Here is a 22522-nt window from a genome sequence, read left to right as displayed (position 1 = left end):
CGTTCAGCCGTTACCCGAGCCGGTGAACCGAGCCGCATCCGCTGCAGCCCGCCTGATCGCGTTGGATTTGTGAACCGTCTCCATGTACTCGGCCTCGGGGTCACTGTCATAGACGACGCCGCCGCCGGCCTGGATGTACAGTTTCTTGTCCTTCACGATGGCCGTGCGCAGCGCGATGCACATGTCCATGTCACCGCCGGCGCTGAAATAGCCGACCCCGCCGCCATAGATGCCGCGCTTTTCGGGCTCCAACTCGTCGATGATCTCCATTGCACGCACCTTGGGCGCGCCTGAAACCGTACCCGCGGGCATCCCGGCAAAGAAGGCGTCAAGCGCGTCCTTGTCCTCGGCCAGTTCACCGACCACGTTCGACACGATGTGCATCACGTGGCTGTAGCGCTCGATGATGAATTCCTCGGTCGGGCGCACGGTTCCAATTTTGGACACACGCCCCGCATCGTTGCGGCCCAGATCCAGTAGCATAAGATGCTCGGCCAGTTCCTTCTGGTCGGCCAGCAGCTCCGCCTCGTTGGCCTTGTCCTCCTCGGGGGTGGCGCCGCGTGGCCGGGTGCCGGCGATCGGGCGGATCGTCACCTGGTTGCCGAAGACCCGCACCAGGATTTCCGGGCTGGCGCCCACCACCTGGAACCCGCCGAAATTGAAATAGAACATGAATGGCGACGGATTCGTGCGCCGCAGCGACCGGTACAGGGCAAAAGGCGGCAGCGGAAAATCCTGCGTCCAGCGCTGAGCAGGCACCACCTGAAAGATGTCGCCGGCACGGATGTATTCCTTGGCCTTTTCGACCGCCTCCATATAGCCCGACTTGGTGAAATTCGACACCGGCGGCGCGACCTCGTGCGCCTCGCCCAGATCGCGGGTCTCGGCGGGCATGGCGCGTTCCAGATCGCGCACCGCGTCCATCACCCGCTCCGCCGCCTGAGCATAGGCTGCCTTGGCCGATTGCCCCTCGGTGACCCAGGCGGGCGAGACGATGGTGACCTCGCCCTTGACACCGTCCAGAACCGCCACGACCGAGGGCCGCAGCAGGATAGCGTCAGGCAGGCCCAGCGGGTCGGGGTTGACGTCGGGCAGGTATTCCACCAGCCGCACCATGTCATAGCCCAGATAGCCGAACAGCCCCGCCGCCGCCTGCGGCAAGTCGTCGGGCAGCGCGATGCGACTCTCGGCCAGCAGCGCGCGCAGATTGTCCATAGGGTTGCCGTCCTGAGCGGCAAAATCATCCTCGTCGAACCGGGCCGAGCGGTTCAGTTCGGATGTCTCGCCCCGGCAGCGCCAGATCAGGTCGGGCTTCATACCGATGATCGAATAACGCCCGCGCACCTCGCCACCGGTCACGGATTCCAGCACAAAGGCGTTTTTCTGCGCGCCCGTCAGCTTGAGCATCAGCGACACCGGCGTATCCAGATCTGCGGCCAGGCGGGTATAGACCACTTGGTTTTCACCCACGTCATAGGCGCGGGCGAAGCTGTCGAAATCGGGGGTCAGAGCCATTTGTCGATCCGGTCAGAAATTGGCCTGAACGGCGTTCAGCGCGCGTTGGTCCAACGTAGGTCGGGCGCGGGTCTGCGCGTCGCGCACATAGGCGTCAAAGATGTTCTGCGCCAGCGCCTGGTTCAGCTGCGCCGCAACCGCGTCTTTCATCTGGCGTTGCTCGTCGGTTTCCGCCGGGGGAAGAACCTCGTCGAGACGCACGATGAAAACCGCGCCCTGACCGGGAATGACCCGCAATTCGCCGGGCTCCATCTCGAACACCTGGTTCATGAAATCGGCGGGAACGTCATCCAGGAAAGCGGTGCGGGTCAGGGCGTTTTCCACCCGGAACGGCAGGCCCGTGGCGGTGAAATCCCCGTCAACGGCCAGACCAGTCACGACCGTATTGGCCTTTTCCAGCAGAGCCTTGCCGATTTCTTCCTGTTTCCATGCCTCGATCACACGCTCGCGCGCTTGTGCCAGCGGCTCGGGGCGCGGCGGCAATTCCTCGTCCAGACGCAGGGCAAAGACCGAGCCATCCTCGAGAAAGCCGATCTCGGGGAAGTCGCCCTCGCCGACGGCTTGGGCCGCGCTGCGGAACGCGTCATAGGCGGCAAGGGCCTCGTCGCTCTGGGTCGTCCAGTCAATCTGGCCCAGTTCCATCTCGGTCTCGGCTACCAGTTCCTCGAGCGTCGCGCCGCCGGCCAGCATGTCGTTGAACTCTTCGGCCTGCGACTCGATCACGCGGCGGGCGCGTTCGGCGGCCAGTTCCTCGCGCAGTTCGGGTTCGGCCTCGTCAAAGCTGACATTGTGTTCGGCCAGCGTGCCGTTCACGCGGAACAGCGCCGGGCCGAAGGCCGACGGCAGCGGGCCGATCACATCGCCGACCTCGGCGGCAAAGACGGCATCCGCCGCTTCGCCCAGATCGTCGCGGGTGACATCGCCAAGATCGACATCGCTGAGCTCCAGTTCGCGCGCGCGCACCAACTGTTCGAAATCCACCCCGCCAACTTCAAGCTGCGCCTTGGCTTCGGTCGCCTCGGCTTCTGACGGGTAGACCAGCCGTTCGACCAGACGCCGCTCAGGCTGCTGATACTGGTCCTTGCGCTGCTCGTAGAGGCGGCGCAGGGCGTCCTCGTCCACCTCGACCGTGTCCTGCAGCATCGCGGGCGACAGAACGGCATAGGTGATCTTTTTCGTGCGGGGCAGGGTAAAGCGGTCTGTGTTGGCGTCATAGAAGGCCTGGATGTCCGCGTCAGTCGGCTCGGGCGCCGGTGCGTCCAGCGCGTCTTCCGACAGTGTGGCCACGGTAAAGCTGCGGCGCGCCAGCACATAATCGGCCAGCGTGTCGGTCAGAACTGCGGGCATTTCGATGCCGTTCATGATGGCGCCTTGCACCAGGGTGCGGGCGGTTTCCTTGCGCAGGTCTTCCTCAAATTCCGCTTCGGTCATGCCGATCTGTTCCAACTGGAACCTATAGGCCTCGCGGTCGAAGGATCCGTCGGCGCCTTGGAAGGCCTGAATGCGCAGGATCTCCTTTTGCAGGTTTTCATCGCCGACCGAGATGCCCAGCTGCGCCACCTCGTTGTCCAGCGCGGCCAGCGCGACCAGCCGCGACAGGGCGCGCTGGTCCAGTCCCAGGTCGCGGGCCTGAGACATCTGCAACGGCTGGCCCGTCTGCGCCTCGACCGCGCGGATTTCGCGCTGAAGCTCGCGGGCATAGGCGTCGACGGTGATGACCTCGTCCCCGACCTGCGCGACCGTGCGCACGGTGCCACTGAGGTTGACGGCGCCGAACCCGGCAAGCCCCAACATCAACAGACCCATCAGGATCCAAACAAAGGTTTTGGAAAGGTTCTTCATGCCTGCGGCCATAGTGCCCTCTTGGATCTTGCGGCAGGGTTTTGCCGTCTGTGTTGCGGCCCTGAATACGACGCGGGATGCCGGGGGGCAAGCTCAGAAGGACAGAGCCTGCAAGCGGTCGAACAATAGCCCGATTCCAGCACGGTCCAGATTGGCAAAAGCAATGCGCACCTGGCGTTTCCCGGCGGGGTCGTGATCGGGCATGAACATTGTACCCGGCAGCAGCAGAATACCGGCCTCGGAGACCAATCTGCGCGCCAGTTCGTCCGACGGCATGTCGAACGGGTGTTCAAGATAGGCAAAATAGGCCCCCAGACCCAACAGCCGCCAGCCCTTGTTCGTCAGGCGGGGCATGTTCTCGGTGATTGCAGCGCGGCGATCAAGGATCTCGGCGCGTTCTCCGGCCAGCCATTGAGACAGGTTCTGCATCCCCCACAGCGCCGCGAACTGACCCATCTGGCCGGGGCAGATGGCGACGGTATCGAGGAATTTTTCGACCTCGGCCAGCAGCGGCGCACCGGTGGCGATCGCGCCCACGCGGTGCCCGGTCAGGCGGTAGGCTTTCGAGAAGGAATAGAGATGCACCAGCGTCCGATCCCAGTCGGGCTGCTGGAACAAAGCGTGCGGCGGGCCGCTGCGGCTGTCGAAATCACGATAGGTTTCATCGACCAGCAGGCGCAAGCCATGCTGTTGCGCCAGGTCATAGAAAGCACTGACCAAATCTGCCGGGTATTCGACCCCACCCGGATTGTTGGGCGTCACCAGCGCGATGGCGCGCGTGCGGTCGGTGATCAGCGCGCGCGCCTGTTCGGGATCGGGCAGCAGGTCCGCCCCGGTCGGCAGATCAACCGCCCGAACACCGGCCATGTCCAGCCACATTTTGTGGTTGAAATACCATGGTGTTGGCAGGATGACCTCATCCCCTTGGTCGGTGATCGCCGAGATGACTGAGGCGAAGGCCTGATTGCAGCCCGAGGTGATGGCTGTCTGTTCCGGCCGAACCTCGGCGCCGTAGTGGTCACCAATCTCACGCGCGAGTTCTGCGCGCAGATCGAGGTTACCTAGAACCGGGCCGTAGAGATGCGCCGCGTCTTGATTGACCGCAAAATCGGCCATCGCCTGCCGCAGAGCCAGCGGCGGTGGATCGACCGGCGCCGCCTGGCTGACATTGATCAGTGGGCGATCTTCCGAGAACGTGACCCCCTCGAGCCAGCGCCGCGCCTCCATCACCGGAGGGGCGAAGGTGGCGGCGGTGCGGGTCAATGTCATCGGGTGTCCGGTCTTGCTGATTTGTGGTGGAAAAGTGGGATCAGTCGGTGCCGCGGTAGGGCTCGACATATTGCAGGGCCATATCCCAGGGGAAGAAGATCCAGGTGTCCTGGCTGACCTCGGTGATATACGTGTCAACCATCGGGCGGCCCTTGGGCTTGGCATAAACCGTGGCGAAATGGGCCTTGGGGTACATCTTGCGCACCAGTTCCAGCGTCTTGCCGCTGTCGACCAGGTCGTCGATGATCAGCACGCCTTCACCATCCCCCATCAAATCGGCATCGGGGGCCTTGAGCACCTCGGCCTCGCCGCGTTCCTGATGGTGATAGGATTTGACGCTGATCGTATCGACGGTGCGGATGTCCAGCTCGCGGCTGACGATCATCGCCGGTGCCATGCCGCCGCGCGTGATCGCGACGACGGCGCGCCAGGCACCGTCATCGGGGCCCTGACCGTCCAGCCGCCAGGCCAGCGCGCGCGAGTCGCGGTGGATCTGGTCCCAGCTGATGTGAAAGCCTTTCTCGTGGGGCAGGCGGTCCTTTGCGCTCATGGTCTTATCCCTTTTCCACGTCCGGCGCGTCGACGGCTTTCATGCCGACGATGTGATAACCTGAATCCACGTGCAGGTTTTCACCGGTCACGCCGCTGCTGAGATCCGACAGCAGATACAGCGCCGATTTGCCCACGTCGTCGATGGTCACGTTGCGACGCAGGGGCGAATTGTACTCATTCCACTTCATGATGTAGCGGAAGTCGCCGATGCCGCTGGCGGCCAGGGTCTTGATCGGCCCGGCCGAGATCGCGTTGATGCGGATGTTGTCCTTGCCCAGGTCCTCGGCCAGGTATTTCACCGACGCCTCGAGCGCGGCCTTGGCCACACCCATGACATTGTAATGCGGCATGACCTGCTCAGCACCATAATAAGTCAGAGTGATGGCGCTGCCGCCGTCCGTCATCAGCTTTTCGGCGCGTTGCATCACCGCCGTAAAGGAGTAGACCGACACGTCCATCGTCAGCTTGAAATTTGCGCGCGACGTGTCGACGTAGCGGCCGCGAAGTTCGTTCTTGTCCGAGAAACCAATGGCGTGGACGACGAAATCCAGCTTGCCCCATTTGTCTTTCAGCGCCGCGAACAGCTCGTCAATCGATTCTTCGTTGCTGACGTCACAGGGCAGGACAATCTCGCTACCCAATTGGGCCGCCAACGGGTCGACCCGTTTTTTCAGTGCATCCCCCTGATAAGAGAAAGCCAGTTCGGCTCCGGCTTCGGACAAGGCGCGGGCGATTCCCCATGCGATTGATTTGTCATTGGCCAGTCCCATGATGAGGCCGCGCTTGCCGGCCATCAACTGATTTGACATGTTCGGTTCTCCGCCTGTCGTCGCGTTGCGTTGCGTTGGTTTAGGCCATTGATTGCGCTGCATCAAGGCTATCTGTCCTTGCCCGCGGCGGGTTCTCGCCCTAGGCTCATGTTCAATTTGTTCCAGGGGATGGACATGAGTGAGCGAAACGGCATCTTTGCCGGTGAAGATCCGTTCGTGATCGCGGCCCGTTGGTTGGCCGAGGCCGAAAAGACGGAACCGAACGATCCGAACGCGATTGCCCTGGCGACCGTGGATCCAGATGGTATGCCGAACGCGCGGATGGTGTTGCTGAAAGATATCGAGGCCGACTCCTTCGTTTTCTATACCAACTATCACAGCGCCAAGGCCCAAGAGCTGGACTCGGCAGGCAAAGCCGCCTTTGTGATGCACTGGAAATCACTGCGGCGTCAGATCCGGGTTCGTGGTACAATCACCAAGGAAGATGGGGCGAAGGCCGACGAATATTATGCGTCACGGTCACTGAAAAGCCGTTTGGGCGCTTGGGCCTCGCGGCAGTCGGAACCGCTGAGCAGCCGCGCGGCCTTGATGGCCGAAGTTGCCAAGGTCACAGCAAGGCTGGGGTCCAATCCGCCGCGCCCCGAGTTCTGGGGCGGGTATCGGCTGACCCCGGTGGAAATCGAATTCTGGGCTGATGGAGCGTTCCGGCTGCATGACAGGTTTCAGTGGCGGCGTGAGAGTCCCGGTCAGAATTGGACAATCCAGAGGTTGAATCCGTGATATTCGTGCGACGTGAAATACAACACTCGGAAAAGACAGCGGTTTTTAACCTTGAACTAGTTAACGATTTGCGGGATCTACGAGCCTCGGACAAGCAGCAATAATTCGTGATGGAAGCACCGTGTCAGACGACCAGAACACAATGTACCGCGTTCGCGGTCACGTAAAATGGTTCGACCCCGCCAAGGGGTACGGCTTCGTCGTGTCCGACGAGGGTGGTCCCGATATCTTGCTGCATGTGAACGTGTTGCGGAATTTCGGTCAGAGTTCGATCGCGGACGGGGCCGGGATCGAGATCATGACCCACCGTACCGACCGTGGCGTTCAGGCGGTCGAGGTGCTTGGCATCGACCCGCCCGAGCGGGGCGACTCGACGATGCTGGCCGATTTTGCCGAGATGGATCCCGCGCAGATCGCCCAGATGCCGATGGAAGCCGCGCGCGTGAAATGGTTCGACAAGGCCAAGGGGTTCGGCTTTGCCAATGTGTTTGGCCGGGACGAGGACGTCTTCCTGCATATCGAGGTATTGCGCCGGTCGGGGTTTGCGGATCTGCAACCCGGCGAGGCGCTGGCCATGCGGGTCATTGACGGCAAGCGCGGCCGGATGGCAGTGCAGGTCCTGGCCTGGGAATCCGCACTGAAGAATTGATGAGGGAATGATACGAGCTCTGGTTCTGGCAGCTTTGACCTTTTTCTGGGCGCAGGCTGCCATGGCCAGCTGTCGCCCTGATTATGTCTTTCTGCGCAACGCGGTGGCGCAGGTGCGGTTCGATGTCGAACTGGCCGTCACGCCGCAGGACCGCGCGCGTGGGTTGATGTTCCGAGAGTCGCTGCCGCGTCAGTCCGGGATGCTGTTCGTTTTCGACCCCCCGCAGCCTGTGGCGTTCTGGATGAAGAACACCCTGATCCCGCTCGACATGATCTTTGTCGACCGCAAGGGCGTCGTCACCCGTGTGCATCGCGGTGCCATACCGGGTGATCTGACGCCGATCGACGGGGGTGATGCGGTCTTTGCGGTTCTTGAAATCAATGCTGGGCTGGCGGCTCGATACGGGATTGGCCCGGGCACGCAACTGCGTCACGAAATTTTTGCGGACGGCCCTGCGATCTGGCCCTGTTAGGGGTTTTCAAATCAATAAGTCGCGGTTAGGAAGACGCACGGTCCGGGGCGTGGCGCAGTCTGGTAGCGCACCTGTTTTGGGTACAGGGGGTCGTGAGTTCGAATCTCGCCGCCCCGACCACTTTTCACTCACAGCGGCATTCCACCGAAATACCGGTACAGAGTCGTGAGTTCCTGATCCAGGGTCGCGCTTTCTATGGGGACCTTGACCGGTGCGCCGTCTTTCTGAGGGACAAGGAAGAACAATTCGGCATCTACACGATAGCCTGCCGGGTTGCGTTGGGCGGACATCCGCCGGATTCCCCTGGGCAAGTCCTTGGTCGACCCGTCATAATTCAGAATCAAAAAGGCGGTGGTGTCGGGTGGTAGGGCCGAAAGGCATTCGAACTGTGTCGACTTCGTTTTGCGGAATTGCTCGCCGGGGCCGTCACAGCTGATCTCGAATGTTTCGAGCAATTGCCTAGGATAGTCGCTGAACTGGGCGCTGCGCGAGGTCGGTTCCGGGGGCGACGACGCACACCCCCACAGAAAGGGCGGTGCGAGTGCGAGAGCGATGAGTGCTTTTTTCACAACGATTCCTGTCAACTCATGGGCGCGAAATTCGTGAACCCGATCGGCCCCGGATCCGTGATTCCCGATTCAGTATGGGGCAGAAGCGCTTGCTTGACCATTATGCTGCAACCGGTCTGAAAAAAGGCGGAAAAACCGAATGGGCATCGGGCCAGAAAAAAACCGATCGCCCTGTGGATGAATCGGTTTCGGTGCGCGGGCGCATTCTGGACACGGTGGGGTCAACTGAAAAGTTCTGCGTTTCGAGCAAAAAATGCCGTTGACCAACTATGGGTAGATACGCCAGATTGTATGGGCCGGAGCAATAGCCACTAAATCTGGTATAAAAAGCCAGTCAGAGGGCAACGGGCGAGGGCCGGAAGCAAACTCAAACTGACGTGTACCGCTCAGTCGGGTTCACGCCGCTTTGGCGGCGCCGGGCCAGTACGTCCAGAGGTTTCTTGCAGGCACGGCGGGCGGCACCCCGCCGAATGTGAATTGGGTGCCGAGGACATGAATAGCACTGTTTGATGATCTGGGGCTGCGGACATGAAGATTGAAAGAAAGTTTACGAAACCTGGGCAGGACGCTTATGCCGATCTGGACTTCGTGTCCGTCACCTCGGAAATCCGCAACCCCGACGGCACCATCGTGTTCCGGCTGGAAGGCATCGAGGTGCCCTCGACCTGGAGTCAGGTCGCCAGCGACGTGATCGCACAGAAATATTTCCGCAAGGCCGGCGTTCCCAACAAGCTCAAGAAGGTCCGCGAAAAAGACGTGCCCGAATTCCTCTGGCGCTCGGTTCCGGCAGAGGACGCCGAGTTTGGTGGTGAAACTTCTTCCAAACAGGTGTTCGACCGTCTGGCCGGTGCCTGGGCCTATTGGGGCTGGAAGGGCGGCTATTTCTCGACCGAGGAGGACGCGCGCGCATACTTCGACGAGATGCGCTATATGCTGGCGACCCAGCGCGCCGCACCAAACAGCCCGCAATGGTTCAACACCGGTCTGCACTGGGCCTACGGGATCGATGGCCCGGCGCAGGGTCACTACTATGTCGACTACAAAACCGGCAAGCTGACCAAGTCGAAATCGGCCTATGAACACCCGCAGCCGCATGCGTGCTTCATCCAGTCCGTCGACGACGACCTGGTGAACGAAGGCGGGATCATGGATCTTTGGGTGCGCGAGGCGCGCCTGTTCAAATACGGCTCGGGTACCGGGACCAACTTCAGCCATCTGCGTGCAGAAGGCGAAGCGCTGTCGGGTGGCGGCAAGTCCTCGGGCCTGATGGGCTTTCTCAAGATCGGCGACCGCGCCGCTGGCGCGATCAAATCAGGCGGGACAACCCGTCGAGCAGCAAAGATGGTGATCGTCGATGCAGATCACCCTGATATCGAGCAATTCATCGAATGGAAGGTGATCGAAGAGCAGAAGGTGGCCTCGATCGTTGCCGGATCGAAGATGCACGAGAAGATGTTGAACGGCATTTTCGAGGCCATCCGCACGTGGGACGGCGCACAGGACGACGCTTATGATCCCAAGAAGAACGACGCGCTGAAATCGGCGATCCGCGAGGCGAAAAAGGTCGCGATCCCTGAGACTTACATCAAGCGCGTGCTGGATTACGCCAAGCAGGGCCACGACAGCATCGAGTTTCCGACCTACGACACCGACTGGGATTCGGAAGCCTACAATTCGGTCTCGGGTCAGAACTCCAACAACTCGATCCGCGTGACCAACGCCTTCCTCAAGGCGGTTGAAAAGGATGCCGACTGGGAACTGATCAACCGCACCGACGGCAAGGTGGCCAAGGTGGTCAAGGCGCGCGACCTGTGGGAAAAGGTCGGCCATGCGGCCTGGGCCTGCGCCGATCCGGGCATTCAATTCCACGACACGGTCAACGAATGGCACACCTGCCCCGAAGACGGCGAGATCCGCGGCTCGAACCCGTGCTCGGAATACATGTTCCTTGATGACACGGCCTGCAACCTGGCGTCGATGAACCTGCTGACCTTCCTGAACGATGGCGAGTTTCAGGCGGCCGACTATATGCACGCGGCCCGTCTCTGGACGCTGACGCTCGAGATCTCGGTGACGATGGCGCAGTTCCCGTCGAAAGAGATCGCGCAGTTGTCTTATGACTTCCGTACGCTGGGTCTGGGCTATGCCAACATCGGCGGCCTGCTGATGAATATGGGCTATGGCTACGACTCGGACGAGGGTCGCGCGATCTGTGGCGCACTGACTGCGATCATGACCGGTGTGGCCTATGCCACCTCGGCCGAGATCGCCGGCGAGCTGGGGCCGTTCGCCGGCTACAAGCGCAACGCCGAGCATATGCTGCGGGTCATCCGCAACCACCGTCGCGCTGCGCAGGGTGTGACCGAGGGCTACGAGAAGCTGTCGGTCAAGCCGGTGCCGCTGGATCACGCCAATTGTCCGGACAAGCGCCTGATCGATCTGGCCATGAGCGCCTGGGACGAGGCGCTGAGCCTGGGTGAGAAGAACGGCTACCGCAACGCGCAGGCCACCGTGATCGCACCGACCGGCACGATCGGTCTGGTGATGGACTGCGACACCACCGGGATCGAGCCTGACTTTGCATTGGTCAAGTTCAAGAAACTGGCCGGGGGCGGCTACTTCAAGATCATCAACCGCTCGGTCCCCGCGGCGCTCGAGAAGCTGGGCTATTCTTCGGCCCAGATCGAAGAGATTGTGTCCTACGCGGTGGGTCACGGCACCTTGGGCAACGCGCCGGGGATCAACCACACCTCGCTGACCGGTCACGGGTTCGGCCCGAACGAGCTGGCCAAGATCGACGCCGCGCTGGAAAGTGCGTTCGACATCCGGTTCGTCTTCAACCAGTGGACGCTGGGCGAAGATTTCTGCACCGGTGTTCTGGGCATCCCGGCCAGCAAGCTGAACGATCCGACCTTTGACATGCTGCGCCATCTGGGCTTCAGCAAGGCGGATATCGACGCGGCCAACGACCATGTCTGCGGCACCATGACCCTGGAAGGGGCCCCGCATCTGAAGCCTGAGCATTACGCGATCTTCGACTGCGCCAACCCGTGCGGCAAGAAGGGCAAGCGGTTCCTGGGTGTCGACAGCCACATCAAGATGATGGCGGCGGCGCAAAGCTTCATTTCGGGCGCGATCAGCAAGACGATCAACATGCCCAATGATGCCACCATCGAGGATTGCCAGAAGGCCTACGAGCTGTCCTGGAGCCTGGGCGTCAAGGCAAACGCGCTGTATCGCGACGGGTCCAAGCTCAGCCAGCCGCTGGCGGCGGCGCTGGTCGAGGATGACGATGAGGCGGCGGAAATCCTCGAAAGCGGATCGGCGCGGGAAAAGGCCGTGACACTGGCCGAAAAGGTCATCGAGAAGGTCGTGGTCAAGGAGGTCATCCGCAGCCACCGCGAAAAGCTCCCGCATCGCCGCAAGGGCTATACCCAGAAGGCGATCGTGGGCGGGCACAAGGTCTACCTGCGTACCGGCGAGTTTGAGGACGGCAAACTGGGCGAGATCTTCATCGACATGCACAAGGAAGGCGCCGGCTTCCGCGCGATGATGAACAACTTTGCCATCGCGGTCTCAGTCGGCCTGCAATACGGCGTGCCGCTGGAAGAGTTCGTCGATGCCTTTACCTTCACCAAGTTCGAACCGGCGGGCATGGTGCAGGGCAACGACTCGATCAAGAACGCCACGTCGATCCTCGACTACATCTTCCGCGAGCTGGCGGTGTCGTATCTGGATCGTACCGACCTGGCGCATGTGAAGCCGCAAGGCGCAACCTTCGACGATCTGGGCCGCGGCGAGGAAGAGGGCGTGTCGAACGTCTCGGAGGTCAGCGACAGCGCGGCGTCTAAATCGCTGGAGGTGCTGAAACAGATCAGCTCGACCGGCTATCTGCGCAAGCGTCTTCCGCAGGATCTGGTGGTGTTCAACGGAGGGCAGGCGGCCGCGACCGGCATGTCCGAGGCGTCCGTCACCTTCGAGACCAAAAGCGAGACCACCGTCGTTGCCGAGACAGCCACCGGGATGGATGCCCGAACCAAGGCCAAGATGCAGGGCTACGAGGGCGATCCCTGCGGGGAATGCGGGAACTACACGCTGGTGCGGAACGGGACCTGCATGAAATGCAACACCTGCGGCGCAACCAGCGGGTGTAGCTGAGCTAAACGCCCCGGCAACCCGGGGCGCAGGGGCCGGACGCTGCCAATACGGTGCCGGTCCCGACGAATACGGAGACAGGTCGCAAGGCTTACCATCTGGCCTTTCTCCGCCCGGCCGACATGCCCGTGTCGGCCACGAACAGGGTGGGGCGGAATATTTGCTCCTTCCCACTCTTTCACGGGGCGGGTGCGCTCGTCCCATGTGCAGTCCAGGCCGCAGGCAAAAAACACCGGGCGGTCAATGAGAATGAGCCTGGACGGCAAAACTGACAGGGGGCTTCGGCCCCCTTTCTTTTTGGGCGACGTTCTGCCGGATCGGGCCGCCCGCATGAGGGGAGTCATGGCGCAACGTCCCGGCGGAATTTTGCACGGCAAAAGATCGCGCGCCAGGTTCGCAAAAGGGGCGGGGATCGGCGCGAATCGGGCTGTGCGATTCGGCGGCGGTGAGATGGGCCGCTCAGGGGTGTTTGGTGCCGGTGGCCGGACAAACTACCACACACCCCTTATTTGGAGATTTGACAATGAAACCTCGCAATCTGGCTCTTCTGGCCACCGTGGCCCTGAGCGTTCCGGCAGTTATTCTGGCCCAATGCAGCGCCGATGCCAACGGCGACGGCGTTCTGACCATCGAAGAGGTGCAGGCCGTTCTGCCGGACATGGATGCAGACACGTTCTCGGCGATGGATGCAAATGGTGACGGCGCGTTGGACCAGGCCGAAATCGCCGTCGCGCAGGAGGCAGGGTTGCTTCCCCCAAGCAACGGCTGACACCTGTCGGCGGAGCGCGGCCCCAGGGAAACCCTGGCCGCTTTACAATAGGTTATGCGGGTAAGTGAATGTTGAACTTGTTGCGGATCTCGGCGTCCAGCACCGGATCGAACCGGGCTGGTGACGGCTGGCCTAGAATCTCTTCCTTCCGGGCGGTGGCCTTGGCAATCAGGTCGGGCTTGCCCAGCTCGGCCCATTCCTTGGGCGAGGTCCGATCCCCCAGGATGGGATATACATAATCGGCCTGCATCCGGCTGAGCGTGGCATCGGTGCCCAAATAATGGCCCGGCCCGCCCAGACAGACCTCGGCAATCTGGTCGACGGCCAGGGTGTCTTCATTCACCTCGATCCCGCGGACGCAACGCAGGGCCTGCCCGATCAAGTCATCGCCCAGAATCAGGCTCTCGAAGCAGAAGCCCAGCAACGAGGCGTGCATTCCCGCGGCTTCGTAGACCATGTTCAATCCCGAAAGCCCGGCCATGACGTTCGAGCACATCTGCTCCCACCCGGCCTGCATGTCGGGCAGTTTCGCATCCGAAGCACCGGCCGCGGCGCCGCCCGGCAGGTCGTAGAACTTGTGCATCTGGGCGCAGCCCGCGCTCAGCAGCGCCTGCTCGCCCGAACCGACCGACATCGCGCCGGTGCGCAGGTCCAGCCCAAAGGGCCAGGTGCCAAAAACCGCCGGAGCACCGGGGCTTACGGCATTGACATAAACCAACCCGGCCAGGCATTCGGCGGTGGCCTGGACGATCGCGCCCGCGATGGTCGAAGGCGCCGTCGCGCCTGCCATGCCCGCTGACAGCAGCAGCACCGGCATACCTGCCTTGATGCATTCCTCCATCACCTGGCAGCTTTCGGTGGCGAATTTCATCGGCGGCACGACGAAACAGTTCGAATTCGACACGAAGGGCCGCTCGCGCCATTTGTCCTCGCCGCCGGCGATCATGTGCAGCATCTCCATCGCCGGCGCCACATAGCTTGGGTCGGTGAACGAGGTGCCGATATGTTTGTAGGTGCCGGAACAGCAGGCATAGATCGTGTTCAGGTCCATTTCGCGGTTGTCGGCGATGTCGCGGCAGACCATGGGGCGCTGCACGAAATGAATATTGTCCAACTGCTCGCAGATCCGGGCCGCGTCGTGCAGGTCCCGCACGGTCGAATCGCGATAGTTGCGGCCCTGGGCATCGACCATGCTGACCGCCGCCCCGGCGGTGCCGTAGTGCACGCGGTTGCCCGAAAGTTCGAGATCGGTCTTGCCGTCGCGGCTGTAGAGCGTCACCGAGCGGTTGGCACGGGCGATCGTGTCCTCGACCAGCGCGCGGGGAAAGCGGATACGCCCGTCATCGCCCAGCGTACAGCCGGCATTGACAAGGTAATCGATGCCGCTGGGCGGCGCGTCGGCCAAACCGATGGTTTCCAGCGCGTCCAGCGCGGCGGCGTGAATACGCTCCATGTCCTGCTGGCTGAGCGGTTTGTACGTGCCGCCCTCAAGCCCCGGACGAACGGGGCGAAGATGTTCGGGCAGGGCTGCGGCACGGGCGGCGCGACGGGCGGCGCGGCCGCCACTGCGGGACGTTGAGCGGGATTGGTCGTTCATGGTGAGGACTCCAAATTGAAAGTCAGGTCAAAGGGGGGAAGCTTCAACCCGTCACGGCCGTCCTCGTGCCGCACGCCCCCGATCGGCACCAATGGTGCGGCTAATCAGGCAAATCTTCCAGATATCGTTTGGCATGTGGCCCTCAACTCCTGCGACGAATGGTGTCAGGGTCCGAGCAAGTAATCTGTCCCGTTTGCGACCGATGTCGCTTTTGGCCTCAAAAACTCGGAACGTTGATGAACGCGGCAGGAAATCCTCACGCAGATGGCGAAATATGTTATGCTTCCATTACTTATTGTTAAGATTTGCGTGACTTGAATTGATCTGACTGCACCAAAGCACATGTTTAGTAGAGGTGCACATCACCGCATCTGTTTCAATTGCAAAGGGTGCTGAACGAAAACCGGAGGCTTGCATGAAACTGATCCGCGCCTTGCTGTCGGCCCTGCTGATTCCAGCGGCGCAGGTGGCGTTGGCCGAGGATTGGACGGGCGCTTACGCCGGGTTCACCTTCGGTTATACCGACGCGGACGGACCCGGCGGCAGTGGAAGCAATTCGGGCAGCATCGGCGCAAATATCGGATACGATCTGGATCTTGGCAGCTTCGTCGTCGGGGGTGAACTGGAATATGACCGGCTGAATCTCGACCTGGGCGCCTCGGAGGGCAGTTTGGACAGCGTGTCCCGCGTGAAACTGCGCGGCGGATATGAGTTCGGGCCCGCTTTGGGTTACGTCGTGGTAGGTGCCGCGCGGGCGAATACTTCGGGCGACAGCGACACAGCAGCGGTCTACGGAATCGGCGTAGCCTATCCTCTGGGCGAACGGCTGATCATCAGTGGCGAAGCGTTGCGGCAGAATTTTAACGATGTCACACGGTCGCGGGGCGATCTGGATACCAACACCTTTAACCTGCGCACGACGTTCCGGTTCTGAACGAAACCCGTCTCGGTCACTCGGCCGCTGTCTGACCCGCAAGCCGGGCTGCGAATTCGCATAGGGTCTGAAGGGCAGCGGCGAACCGGTCATCATCGATGGTCATGGCCACGCGCACATGCCCTGCGGCGGCTTGGCCGAAGCTTTCTCCGGGCATGACCGCGATGGCGTGGGTGTCCAGCAGTGCATTGGCGAAGTCTTCGCCGCTTTGCCCTGTCGCGCGGATGTCCAGCATCAGGTACATTGCGCCTTGTGCGGGGATCAGGCCCACCGTGTTCTGTCGGGCCAGAACCTGCATCGCCAGGGCGCGGCGGCGGCGGAAAGGGGCCGCAACCTCTTCTTCAAGTTCGTCCCCCGCGGTCAGCGCATAGCTGGCGGCGTCCTGGATGAAACCCGGAACCCCGTATGTGGTGTGCGTGGCAAGGTTGATCAGATGTTCGATGGCCTCTTCGGGGCCAACGATCCAACCGCAGCGCGACCCGGTCATGGCGTGGGACTTCGACATCGAGCCCACGACCAGTGTGCGGTCGGCCATACCGGGCAGGGCGCGGGGCGACAGGTGCGCGCCTTCCCAGACTTGCGTGTCATAGACCTCGTCCGAGATCAGCCAGATGTCGCGTTCGCGGCACAGATCGGCGATCTCGGTCAGGGTCTCGCGGGAATAGACGACCCCGGTCGGGTTGTTCGGCGTGTTGATCAGCAATGATGCGGCACCCTCGGCCTGTTCCGCGATCAGGGTTGCGTCGGGCTGAAAGGCGTCCTCGGCCCGGGTCTGAACCGCGCGCGCGATCGCGCCAGCCCCGCGGATCGTACCGGGGTAGGTGGCGTAGAACGGGTCGAGATAGAGGCCCACATCGCCCGGGTCGCACGCTGCCATATGCGCGGCGAACAGCGCGGCCTGTCCGCCCGGGGTGATCAGCACGTTGTGGCGCGTGGTCGGAACGCCCGTGCGGGTCTGCACCCGCGCGGCCACGGTATCGCGCAGCAGATCCGTGCCCGGCACCATTGCGTATCCGGTATGGCCCGCGCGCGCCGACCGGTCCATCTCGGCCAGGATCGAGGGGTGGGTGCGGATGTCATGTTCGCCGATGGTCAGCTCGGTCACGGCCTCGCCTTCCGCGATCATGCGGCGCGCGCGATAGAACACGTCCCACCCGTCCGAACCGCCTCCGGTCAGATGCGTGATGCGGTGCGAAAGTTTCATGGCGCGCCTCCGTTGCGGCAAGTCCGCCGAATGGGTCAGAGCCGGGGTGATTTGTCAATCAGCTTCCCCCGCCGGCAACAGAAGTCTTGGCGCGCGGGACCGGGCGTGCTACGCGGTGGGCCATGAATCGGATGACCTGCATCATTATCTGCTGCATTCCCTGCTGAACTTTCACGCGGGCTGGTTTCTTTCGTTTTCTTCCCTGAGACAAGTTGCTAAGCCCGCATCAACGCGGACGCTATTGCTGTATCCAGGAGCCAGACGCATGACGACGATCAAACTGCACAACACGCGGACCCGGACGAAAGAAGATTTCGTTCCGATCGATTCCGACAACGTGCGGATGTATGTCTGCGGACCCACCGTGTATGACCGGGCGCATCTGGGCAACGCGCGACCCGTGGTAGTGTTTGACGTGCTATACCGCCTGCTGCGTCACGTTTACGGGCCCGAGCATGTGACCTATGTACGCAACTTCACCGACGTCGATGACAAGATCAACGCGACGGCCCTGGCGCGCAAACAGGCCGGGGCCGAAGGAACGCTTGAGCAGTTGGTGCAGGAGCGGTCGGACGAGACGATCGGCTGGTACCTGCACGACATGGGCGCGCTGGGGGCGCTGGAGCCCGACCAGATGCCGCGGGCCACGCGGTATATCGACCAGATGATCGCGATGATCGAGGACTTGATCGCCAAGGGCCACGCCTATGAGGCCGAGGGGCATGTTCTGTTTGCGGTGGACAGCTGGCGCGACGAGTATGGCAAGCTTTCGGGTCGGTCAGTCGATGACATGATCGCGGGCGCGCGGGTCGAGGTGGCGCCCTATAAAAAGAACCCGATGGATTTCGTGCTGTGGAAGCCCTCGGACGATGAACTGCCCGGTTGGGAGTCGCCCTGGGGCCGGGGGCGTCCGGGCTGGCATATCGAATGCTCGGCCATGAGCTATGAGTTGCTGGGCGAAAGTTTTGACATCCATGGCGGCGGCAACGACCTGATGTTCCCGCACCACGAAAACGAGATCGCCCAGAGCAAATGCGCCCATCCGCACGGCGAATTCGCGCGCTATTGGCTGCATAACGAGATGCTGCAGGTCGAGGGCAAGAAGATGTCCAAATCGCTGGGCAATTTCTTCACCGTGCATGACCTGCTGGATCAGGGCGTGCCGGGTGAGGTGATCCGGTTCGTCTTCCTGCAGACCCACTATCGCAAGCCGATGGACTGGACCGAGAAGAAGGCAAACGAAGCAAAGGAAACTCTCAGAAACTGGGCTCAGGTTGCTGTTGAAGCTGATGTTACACATGTTGACCGGCGAGTAGTGCTTGACCTCGCGGACGACTTGAATACATGGGCGGCGCTAGATCGATTGCATGAACTATTCCACGAAGATCAACGTGAAGCGTTGACCGCATCGGCTAAATTGCTGGGCTTGGATCTGATGAAAATTGCTGAGGCGCCTTGGGCCAAGCCATTTTCAGTTGAGGCTACTGATGGTTCTTACCTGTTAGAAGGCGAAGACTATCAACCAACAGTCGGCGTGATTGGTTGGGGTGAAATTTCGGACGATTTGTCGGAAGCGTTGCTTGCCGTAGTTCGAAAGTGGTTGAGATATCGCCGGGAGAAAAACTGGGAACTAGCAGACGCGTTAAAGTCAGCGGCTTTAAATGTCGGCATAGAGTTGCGCGCTACTCGTTCAGCGAATGGAGTAAATGGAGGCATCGCTAGCTTGAACGAGAACCCATCAACTTCCGTCGTGAAGGCATTGTTATGACCAAGGAGCGCCTGTACCTCTATGACACCACGCTGCGCGACGGGCAGCAGACGCAGGGCGTTCAGTTCTCGACCGCCGAAAAGGTCCAGATCGCGCAGGCGCTGGATGCTTTGGGGGTGGACTATATCGAAGGCGGCTGGCCCGGTGCGAACCCCACCGACAGCGCATTTTTCGACGCCGCGCCCAAGACGCGCGCCTGCCTGACCGCCTTTGGCATGACCAAACGGGCCGGGCGCTCGGCCGAGAATGACGACGTGTTGGCCGCCGTCATGAACGCCGGCACGCGGGCGGTCTGTCTGGTGGGCAAGTCGCATGACTATCACGTGACCGACGCGCTGGGGATCTCGCTGGAGGAAAATGTCGAGAACGTCCGCGCCTCGGTCGCGCATATCGTGGCGCAGGGGCGCGAGGCGCTGTTCGATGCCGAGCATTTCTTTGACGGCTACAAGGACAACCCCGCCTATGCCATGCAGGTCTGCCAAGCGGCGCTGGAGGCCGGTGCCCGCTGGGTGGTGTTGTGCGACACCAATGGCGGCGCGCTGCCGGCTGAAGTGGGGCGGATCGTGTCCGACCTGGTTGCCGCGGGCTTCCCCGGCGACCGGCTGGGCATTCACACCCACAACGACACCGAAAATGCCGTGGCCTGTTCCTTGGCCGCTGTGGATGCCGGCGCGCGCCAGATTCAGGGAACGTTGAACGGGCTGGGCGAGCGCTGCGGCAATGCCAACCTGACAGCCCTGATCCCGACGCTGCTGTTGAAGGAGCCCTATGCCTCGGCCTTCGAGATCGGCGTCAGTCGCGACGCGCTGACCGGTCTGACCCGCATCAGCCGCATGCTGGACGACATCCTGAACCGGGTGCCCAGCAAACAGGCGGCCTATGTTGGCGCCTCGGCCTTTGCGCACAAGGCAGGGCTGCATGCCAGCGCGATTCTCAAGGACCCTTCGACCTATGAACATGTCGACCCGGCCACCGTGGGCAATGCGCGGATCATTCCGATGTCGAACCAGGCGGGCCAATCTAACCTGCGCAAACGCCTGACCGAAGCCGGATTGCAGGTCGAGCCGGGCGACCCGGCGCTGGGGCGCATTCTGGAACGGATCAAGGCACGCGAAGCCGAAGGCTATTCCTATGACACCGCGCAGGCTAGTTTCGAGCTGCTGGCCCGCGATGAACTGGGCCAGCTGCCGCAGTTCTTCGAGGTCAAGCGCTACAAGGTCACGGTCGAGCGGCGCAAGAACAAGTACAACCAGATGGTCAGCCTGTCCGAGGCGGTCGTCGTGGTGAAGGTGGATGGTGAGAAGAAGCTTTCGGTCAGCGAGTCGATGGACGAAAACGGCAGCGACCGTGGCCCGGTGAACGCGCTGGCCAAAGCTTTGGCCAAGGATCTGGGGCAGTACTCGCCCATCCTGGACGATATGCACCTGGTGGACTTCAAGGTGCGCATCACCCAGGGCGGGACCGAGGCGGTGACCCGCGTCATCATCGACAGCGAAGACGGGCAGGGGCGGCGCTGGTCCACGGTGGGGGTCAGCGCGAACATCGTCGACGCCTCGTTCGAGGCGCTGCTGGAGGCGATCCAGTGGAAGCTGGTGCGCGATTGCAGCCCGCAATCGGTGGTGGCCGAGTGAGCGTGCCCTTCGACGACGACGTCAAGGCCTGCGCGGCGCTGGTCCACCGGGCCGACCCCGATCGGTTCATGGCCGCGATGGCGGCGCCGGTCCAGGCGCGGGCCGTGCTGTTTCCGATCTATGCGATGAATATCGAGGTCGCCCGCGCGCCGTGGGTCACCCAAGAGCCGATGATTGCCGAGATGCGCCTGCAATGGTGGCGCGACGCGCTGCAGGAGATCGCCGAAGGGCCCTCTGTGCGGCGGCACGAGGTGGTCACGCCCCTGTCGCGCGTCCTTTCCCCGCATCTGGCGGCGATGCTGGATGAATTCGTGGCCGTAAGGCGTTGGGATATCTACCGCGATCCGTTCGAGGATGAGGAACACTTCGAGGCCTATCTGACCCACAGCGCAGGGTCGCTGCTGGTCGCCGCGGCGCAAGCCCTGGGTGCCGCCGACGAAACGGTCCTGCGCGATTTTGGCTATGCGGTCGGTGTGGCGAACTGGTTCCGCGCCATCCCCGAGCTTGAAGCCCGCGGGCGCATTCCCCTGTTGGACGGAACGCCGGACGGGGTGCGTCAATTGGCCGAGCGGGCGCTGGACCGGATGGCCGCGGCCCGAGCACGGCGCGTCGATGTTTCGGATCAGGCGCGCCCGGCGCTTGTGGCCGGTTGGCAGGCCGAATGGGTGTTGCGCCGCGTGGTCGCTGACCCGACAGCGGTCAGCACGGGCGCTTTGAAACAAAGCGAGTTTCGTCGGCGGGCATCCCTGATCTGGACCGCGACCACAGGTCGGTGGTGATCAGGCCGTATCCGCGGCATCGGGTTTGAGCACCAGCCACAGCAGCGCGCCGCCCGCCAAGGTCAGCAATGGTACCATCGCCAGGTTGACGGCCGTCCATCCCTCGACCGGGGAGCCGCCCGAACAGTTCATCAATCCGCCCGAGGCCAGCGACGCAATCGTCACGCCTCCAAACACCAGCAGGTCATTCAGTCCCTGCACGCGGCCGCGTTCATGCACATCGTGCTGGGCCGCCAACATGCTGGTGGCGCCGATGAAACCGAAGTTCCAGCCAATGCCAAGCAGCACGAGGGCCAGAAAGAAGTTCCCGATCTCAACGCCTTGTAGGGCCACAACGCCCGCGCCGCCCAAAATCGCCAAACCGATCGCGACCATTTTCTCGGCCCCGAACCGGGCGATCAGGTGGCCGGTGAAGAAACTGGGAACATACATCGCCAGAACGTGGCTGGTGACCACATCCGCCGCATCACCTTCGGAGAAGCCACAGCCGACGACGGCCAGCGGCGTTGAGGTCATCACAAGGTTCATCAATGCGTACGAGACCATGGCACAGATGATGGCCACCGCAATACGTGGGGTTTTCAGCAACTCCAGCCGCGACCGGCCTTTGGGCGCATACTGTGACGGACGGTCGGGGGTCGGAATGTCCAGAAACAGGAATAGGACCGACCCTATGACGTTCACTGCGATCACTGCGAAATAGGTGCCCAGGAACGGAATGACATAGGCCTGCGAGGTCAGCTTGACGATCTGCGGCCCGATGATGGCGGCAGCCAGACCGCCGGCCATGACATAAGAGATCGCCTTGGGCCGGAATGCGTCTGAAGCAGTATCAGCGGCGGCAAAGCGATAGAAGCCATGTGCGCTCATGTAGATGCCGGTCAGCAGGCTGCCGACAAGAAAGACAGGGAACGACCCCAGGTACAGGCCATAGGCTCCTACGCCGCCGCCCACCGCTCCGGCGGTGGCACCGACCAGAAATCCGGCGCGGCGGCCCCAGCGCTGCATGATGGCCGAGACCGGCGTTGCCGCCAGCATCGAGCCCAAAACGATCAGCGAAATCGGCAGCGTGGCCAGGCAGGCGTTGCTGGCCAGCGACTGGCCCGCCAATCCGCCAACGATGAAGATCATCGGCATCTGTGCGCCCAGAATCGCCTGCGCCGCCACCAGAACGGCAACGTTGCGCTTGGCGCGGGTATCGTCGGGGGCTGTGCTGGTCATCGACATGCGCAAATGGGTATCGGCGAACCGGCGGACATACAAGCGG

At 62.2% G+C, this 22522-nt stretch carries 19 protein-coding genes and 1 tRNA gene; 11 read left to right on the top strand and 9 right to left on the bottom strand.

All coding sequences use genetic code 11. The features are described 5' to 3' along the window. Positions 1-3: 3 nt before the first annotated feature. From trpE to fabI, 5 genes are all read right to left on the bottom strand, one after another. On the bottom strand, positions 4-1515 hold the full coding sequence (trpE, locus tag AC2FMN_RS14745; protein ID WP_496689065.1) for an anthranilate synthase component I: 1512 nt from the start codon (positions 1513-1515) through the stop codon (positions 4-6). 12 nt (positions 1516-1527) lie between these two features. Further along, the gene (locus AC2FMN_RS14740; protein WP_496689063.1) at positions 1528-3369 is read right to left on the bottom strand and encodes a peptidyl-prolyl cis-trans isomerase; all 1842 of its coding nucleotides are present in this window, start codon (positions 3367-3369) and stop codon (positions 1528-1530) included. A gap of 81 nt (positions 3370-3450) precedes the next feature. Further along, entirely contained in the window at positions 3451-4626 is a 1176-nt protein-coding gene (locus AC2FMN_RS14735) for an aminotransferase (protein WP_496689061.1), read from the bottom strand. A gap of 40 nt (positions 4627-4666) precedes the next feature. Next, positions 4667-5176, bottom strand: a complete 510-nt coding sequence (gpt, locus tag AC2FMN_RS14730) for a xanthine phosphoribosyltransferase (protein WP_093962173.1) — start codon at positions 5174-5176, stop codon at positions 4667-4669. Positions 5177-5180: 4 nt separating this feature from the next. After that, positions 5181-5987 (bottom strand): enoyl-ACP reductase FabI, encoded by an 807-nt coding sequence (fabI, locus tag AC2FMN_RS14725; RefSeq protein ID WP_496689059.1) that lies wholly within the window; start codon positions 5985-5987, stop codon positions 5181-5183. A 135-nt stretch (positions 5988-6122) separates the two neighbouring features. On the opposite strand from fabI, the gene pdxH reads away from it, so the two are divergent. The 4 genes from pdxH (at position 6123) to AC2FMN_RS14705 (ending at position 7969) form a co-directional block, all read left to right on the top strand. Continuing rightward, on the top strand, positions 6123-6728 hold the full coding sequence (gene pdxH / locus AC2FMN_RS14720) for a pyridoxamine 5'-phosphate oxidase (RefSeq protein WP_496678204.1): 606 nt from the start codon (positions 6123-6125) through the stop codon (positions 6726-6728). 142 nt (positions 6729-6870) lie between these two features. Beyond that, positions 6871-7377: a cold-shock protein gene (locus AC2FMN_RS14715; protein ID WP_496678206.1), complete on the top strand. Its 507-nt coding sequence runs from the start codon at positions 6871-6873 to the stop codon at positions 7375-7377. A gap of 7 nt (positions 7378-7384) precedes the next feature. Continuing rightward, positions 7385-7849 carry a DUF192 domain-containing protein gene (locus tag AC2FMN_RS14710; RefSeq protein ID WP_496689057.1) on the top strand — a complete coding sequence of 155 codons (465 nt, stop codon included), beginning with the start codon at positions 7385-7387 and terminating at the stop codon, positions 7847-7849. A 43-nt stretch (positions 7850-7892) separates the two neighbouring features. Continuing rightward, a tRNA-Pro gene (locus AC2FMN_RS14705) sits at positions 7893-7969 on the top strand. A gap of 8 nt (positions 7970-7977) precedes the next feature. On the opposite strand, the gene AC2FMN_RS14700 is transcribed toward AC2FMN_RS14705, so the two are convergent. Then, positions 7978-8418: a hypothetical protein gene (locus AC2FMN_RS14700; RefSeq protein WP_496689055.1), complete on the bottom strand. Its 441-nt coding sequence runs from the start codon at positions 8416-8418 to the stop codon at positions 7978-7980. Between the two features lie 74 nt (positions 8419-8492). Here AC2FMN_RS14700 and AC2FMN_RS14695 point away from each other — a divergent pair, with 74 nt between their 5' ends. From AC2FMN_RS14695 to AC2FMN_RS14685, 3 genes are all read left to right on the top strand, one after another. Next, positions 8493-8681: a hypothetical protein gene (locus AC2FMN_RS14695; protein WP_496689053.1), complete on the top strand. Its 189-nt coding sequence runs from the start codon at positions 8493-8495 to the stop codon at positions 8679-8681. Between the two features lie 265 nt (positions 8682-8946). Beyond that, a complete protein-coding gene (locus AC2FMN_RS14690; protein ID WP_496678216.1) occupies positions 8947-12576 on the top strand; it encodes a vitamin B12-dependent ribonucleotide reductase in 3630 nt (1209 codons plus the stop codon). 520 nt (positions 12577-13096) lie between these two features. Next, on the top strand, positions 13097-13342 hold the full coding sequence (locus AC2FMN_RS14685; protein WP_496689051.1) for an EF-hand domain-containing protein: 246 nt from the start codon (positions 13097-13099) through the stop codon (positions 13340-13342). 52 nt (positions 13343-13394) lie between these two features. Here AC2FMN_RS14685 and AC2FMN_RS14680 read toward each other — a convergent pair whose 3' ends face one another. Then, positions 13395-14939: a trimethylamine methyltransferase family protein gene (locus AC2FMN_RS14680; protein WP_496689049.1), complete on the bottom strand. Its 1545-nt coding sequence runs from the start codon at positions 14937-14939 to the stop codon at positions 13395-13397. Between the two features lie 415 nt (positions 14940-15354). Between AC2FMN_RS14680 and AC2FMN_RS14675 the strand changes: the two genes are divergently transcribed. Next, positions 15355-15873 carry an outer membrane protein gene (locus tag AC2FMN_RS14675; protein WP_496689047.1) on the top strand — a complete coding sequence of 173 codons (519 nt, stop codon included), beginning with the start codon at positions 15355-15357 and terminating at the stop codon, positions 15871-15873. Between the two features lie 16 nt (positions 15874-15889). On the opposite strand, the gene AC2FMN_RS14670 is transcribed toward AC2FMN_RS14675, so the two are convergent. Next, on the bottom strand, positions 15890-17077 hold the full coding sequence (locus AC2FMN_RS14670; RefSeq protein WP_496689046.1) for a pyridoxal phosphate-dependent aminotransferase: 1188 nt from the start codon (positions 17075-17077) through the stop codon (positions 15890-15892). 265 nt (positions 17078-17342) lie between these two features. On the opposite strand from AC2FMN_RS14670, the gene cysS reads away from it, so the two are divergent. Genes cysS through AC2FMN_RS14655 form a run of 3 tightly spaced genes read left to right on the top strand, consistent with a single transcriptional unit; the run spans position 17343 to position 21255 of the window. Further along, positions 17343-18845, top strand: a complete 1503-nt coding sequence (gene cysS / locus AC2FMN_RS14665; protein ID WP_496689044.1) for a cysteine--tRNA ligase — start codon at positions 17343-17345, stop codon at positions 18843-18845. After that, positions 18842-20476 (top strand): citramalate synthase, encoded by a 1635-nt coding sequence (cimA, locus tag AC2FMN_RS14660; RefSeq protein WP_496689043.1) that lies wholly within the window; start codon positions 18842-18844, stop codon positions 20474-20476. The genes cysS and cimA overlap by 4 nt, the downstream gene beginning before the upstream one ends. Before the next feature lie 2 nt (positions 20477-20478). Beyond that, positions 20479-21255, top strand: a complete 777-nt coding sequence (locus AC2FMN_RS14655; protein WP_496689145.1) for a squalene/phytoene synthase family protein — start codon at positions 20479-20481, stop codon at positions 21253-21255. Here the strand turns inward: AC2FMN_RS14655 and AC2FMN_RS14650 are convergent, their stop codons facing one another. Beyond that, positions 21256-22482: an MFS transporter gene (locus tag AC2FMN_RS14650; protein WP_496689041.1), complete on the bottom strand. Its 1227-nt coding sequence runs from the start codon at positions 22480-22482 to the stop codon at positions 21256-21258. Between the last annotated feature and the right edge of the window lie 40 nt (positions 22483-22522).

Source organism: Ruegeria sp. BHSC037 (assembly GCF_059613045.1).
The sequence above is the reverse complement of the archived record's forward strand: the minus strand, read 5'-3'. Positions and strand labels throughout refer to the sequence as shown.

Excerpts from the sequence above, each read along its gene's own strand:
- AC2FMN_RS14715 (WP_496678206.1), top strand. The coding sequence starts at position 6,871 with ATGTACCGCGTTCGCGGTCACGTAAAATGGTTCGACCCCGCCAAGGGG.
- AC2FMN_RS14710 (WP_496689057.1), top strand. The coding sequence starts at position 7,385 with ATGATACGAGCTCTGGTTCTGGCAGCTTTGACCTTTTTCTGGGCGCAG.
- pdxH (WP_496678204.1), top strand. The coding sequence starts at position 6,123 with ATGAGTGAGCGAAACGGCATCTTTGCCGGTGAAGATCCGTTCGTGATC.
- AC2FMN_RS14675 (WP_496689047.1), top strand. The coding sequence starts at position 15,355 with ATGAAACTGATCCGCGCCTTGCTGTCGGCCCTGCTGATTCCAGCGGCG.
- AC2FMN_RS14685 (WP_496689051.1), top strand. The coding sequence starts at position 13,097 with ATGAAACCTCGCAATCTGGCTCTTCTGGCCACCGTGGCCCTGAGCGTT.
- cimA (WP_496689043.1), top strand. The coding sequence starts at position 18,842 with ATGACCAAGGAGCGCCTGTACCTCTATGACACCACGCTGCGCGACGGG.
- AC2FMN_RS14680 (WP_496689049.1), bottom strand. The coding sequence starts at position 14,939 with ATGAACGACCAATCCCGCTCAACGTCCCGCAGTGGCGGCCGCGCCGCC.
- fabI (WP_496689059.1), bottom strand. The coding sequence starts at position 5,987 with ATGTCAAATCAGTTGATGGCCGGCAAGCGCGGCCTCATCATGGGACTG.
- AC2FMN_RS14740 (WP_496689063.1), bottom strand. The coding sequence starts at position 3,369 with ATGGCCGCAGGCATGAAGAACCTTTCCAAAACCTTTGTTTGGATCCTG.
- cysS (WP_496689044.1), top strand. The coding sequence starts at position 17,343 with ATGACGACGATCAAACTGCACAACACGCGGACCCGGACGAAAGAAGAT.
- AC2FMN_RS14650 (WP_496689041.1), bottom strand. The coding sequence starts at position 22,482 with ATGTCGATGACCAGCACAGCCCCCGACGATACCCGCGCCAAGCGCAAC.
- AC2FMN_RS14670 (WP_496689046.1), bottom strand. The coding sequence starts at position 17,077 with ATGAAACTTTCGCACCGCATCACGCATCTGACCGGAGGCGGTTCGGAC.
- gpt (WP_093962173.1), bottom strand. The coding sequence starts at position 5,176 with ATGAGCGCAAAGGACCGCCTGCCCCACGAGAAAGGCTTTCACATCAGC.
- AC2FMN_RS14735 (WP_496689061.1), bottom strand. The coding sequence starts at position 4,626 with ATGACATTGACCCGCACCGCCGCCACCTTCGCCCCTCCGGTGATGGAG.
- trpE (WP_496689065.1), bottom strand. The coding sequence starts at position 1,515 with ATGGCTCTGACCCCCGATTTCGACAGCTTCGCCCGCGCCTATGACGTG.
- AC2FMN_RS14690 (WP_496678216.1), top strand. The coding sequence starts at position 8,947 with ATGAAGATTGAAAGAAAGTTTACGAAACCTGGGCAGGACGCTTATGCC.
- AC2FMN_RS14695 (WP_496689053.1), top strand. The coding sequence starts at position 8,493 with ATGGGGCAGAAGCGCTTGCTTGACCATTATGCTGCAACCGGTCTGAAA.